This is a genomic window from Streptomyces sp. BK208, from assembly GCF_004364245.1.
GTDB lineage: Bacteria > Actinomycetota > Actinomycetes > Streptomycetales > Streptomycetaceae > Streptomyces.
On record NZ_SOAV01000032.1, the window covers coordinates 1 to 2,314 of the forward strand.

General features: G+C 69.4%; 2 protein-coding genes. One reads left to right on the top strand and one right to left on the bottom strand.

The genetic code is table 11. The features are described from left to right. Window positions 1-392: 392 nt before the first annotated feature. Window positions 393-1,319, bottom strand: coding sequence for a helix-turn-helix domain-containing protein (locus EV562_RS34935; RefSeq protein WP_133890885.1), 927 nt, complete (start codon window positions 1,317-1,319; stop codon window positions 393-395). 321 nt (window positions 1,320-1,640) lie between these two features. Between EV562_RS34935 and EV562_RS34940 the strand changes: the two genes are divergently transcribed. After that, entirely contained in the window at window positions 1,641-1,958 is a 318-nt protein-coding gene (locus tag EV562_RS34940) for a DUF6355 family natural product biosynthesis protein (RefSeq protein WP_133890886.1), read from the top strand. Window positions 1,959-2,314 lie beyond the last annotated feature (356 nt).

Sequence of the window (2,314 nt, forward strand, 5' to 3'; positions counted from 1 at the left end):
CTGCCGCCCCCCGCCCCCACCACCCCCCAAACCACAACCACCCAAACCCCGCCAACAACACCGCCAAAAAAACCCCCCCCGCCCCCCCCCCCCCCCCGGGGGGGGGGGGGGGGGGGGGGGGCGCGGGCCGGGCGCCCGGCCCGTTCCCGCTTCCACCGTCCGCAGCGGGGCGCTGGCTTTACGCAGCGAGCTCGTAGGCCATCTCGTGGTCCAGGCGGCGCCCGCCGCGTCCCACAGCGACGCCACCTCTGCCTCGTTGTCGCCAGACTCCAGCGCACTTTCGCGTCGACCCGCTCGGCGGTCTACCGGCAGTACGCCACCGGCGGTCGGCAGGCGCTGGGTTTCGCCCGAGCGGGCGAAGGAGAAGGCCCTGAGTCACAGGCCAGGCCTGCTCAGTCCTTTTGCCCGCGGCGCAGGTCGCTGACGGTTTCGCCGAACTCACGTTTCAGCGCTCTGCCGAGGTGTTTGGGGTCGTGCACGCCCCACCGTGCCGCGATCGTGGCTGCCGAGACGTCCGAGCATGCAGGATCGAGGAGGTCTCGGCGGATCCGTAAAAGACGTTCATGCCGGACCCAGGCGGCGAACGTCAGCTCGCTGCCCTTGAACAAGGTGTGGAGGTGCCGGACCGAGATGTAGTGCTGACGTGCGACCTGTTCGGCCGTGAGGTGCAAGTCGCCGAGGTGGGCGAGCGCGTAGGCGCGGATACGGTCGGCGAGGTCGCTGGCGACGCAAGCCCGCTCGGGGGTGGTGTCGGCGAAAGCGGCGAGCAGGAGTGCGGTGAGCGCGTCGGCCAGGTGCGTACACGGCACGCCTTGGCGGGGGAGGTCCTTGTCGACGGTGGCCATCGCGTGACCGAGGAGCCTGCCGATCGCGCCCTGGGTGGGGATCGGGGACGCCGTGCGCCGGCTGATGGAGTCCGCGTACCTGCCGAGACTGGCCCGGGGGACGCAGAGCACGGTCATGTCACTGGAGTCGGCACCGATGAGCCGGTAGGGCCGGGTGTTGTCACAGGCGAAGAGTTCACCGGGCCTCACCGTCGTGGTCCGGTCGTCCTGGGCAGCTGTGACCGGACCGTGGTGGTGCAGATTGAAGTGCATCCACTCCACATCGCTGGAGGTGATGCTTCGTCTGTCCCGCGTCACTGTTGCGGCGCTGGCCTGGATCCGAGCGATGACGACGGGTCCCATGGCTGTGTGGTCGACCACGGCTTCGAACTGCTGCGGCTGGGCACCGGTCACCCGCAGTGGAGCGAACAAGCCCGAGGCTACCGCCTCGAACGACTCAGTCCCGCTGAGCCGGCAACCCTCGCGGTCTGTCACCTCAACGCACCCCCGTACCGTCGCGCACGGGAACCCTACTGCCGGCTCGTGCCCTGTGCACGGAGTGGCGTGTCGCGATGCACACAGTGGTGCCTATGGGGCGCGTCCTGCGCCTACGGTCGTCACAAGCGATGCAGCAACCCATGGTCCCCGGTCTCTTTCGACTACCGCGGACTCGCCAATGAAACCGACGTCTCACGCCCCATCAGTTGCTGGCATCGCTGTTTCAGCAGAGAACGGGGGGCCCGGAAACAACGCCGCCCGAGGCATCGAGTGCCCGGGTGGCCGACACGGGGGCCCTGCTACTTGGAGGGAAGACACATGCGACGCAACTACCGGGTGACACTGACAGCTGCTGCGGCCCTGACCCTGGCCGCAACCGCGATGGGCGTGCAAACCGCGTCGGCGGCCCCCGCGAAGGAGACGAGCCCGACCGTGGCGGCCTCTCCCTGCGGCTGGTACACGGTCCTCAGCAGGGCGTCCTACAACCACTGCGGTACGGGCAACGTCGTCATCTTCGTCGATCGCCTCAACATCGGCGGCATCCGCGACTACGAGCAGTGTGTGACACCGGGCGACCACTACCTGGGCTCCTGGCCCGACTTCCAGGGCGCCTGGTACGCCGGCAAGACCTGCTGAACCACGGCCCAGCCCCTGTGCACGGGCTGCGCGGTGGAGCCGCCTCTGGCGGCTCCACCGCGCGAGGTTTGACAGCACGGCCTGGAGAGCGTCAAAAAGGCGCCCGAGGAACTGTTCGGTGATCGGGGCGGGACTGCGCCCGTAGGCGGGCGGGGTGAGCCGGCGGAGCTTTCCGGGCGGCCGGGTGCCAGTCCGGACGAGGCGGAGCTGACCGAGGGCCAGGAGCAGCTGCTGCTGGGGAGCGGCCCGACGTCGGGGGGGGGGGGACCGGCCTGCTGGCCGAGTGACCGGCTGAGCGATCACTTGGCCCGACCTCGAAGGAGAGATCATCATGTGGGGATGTCTGACAACCAGCC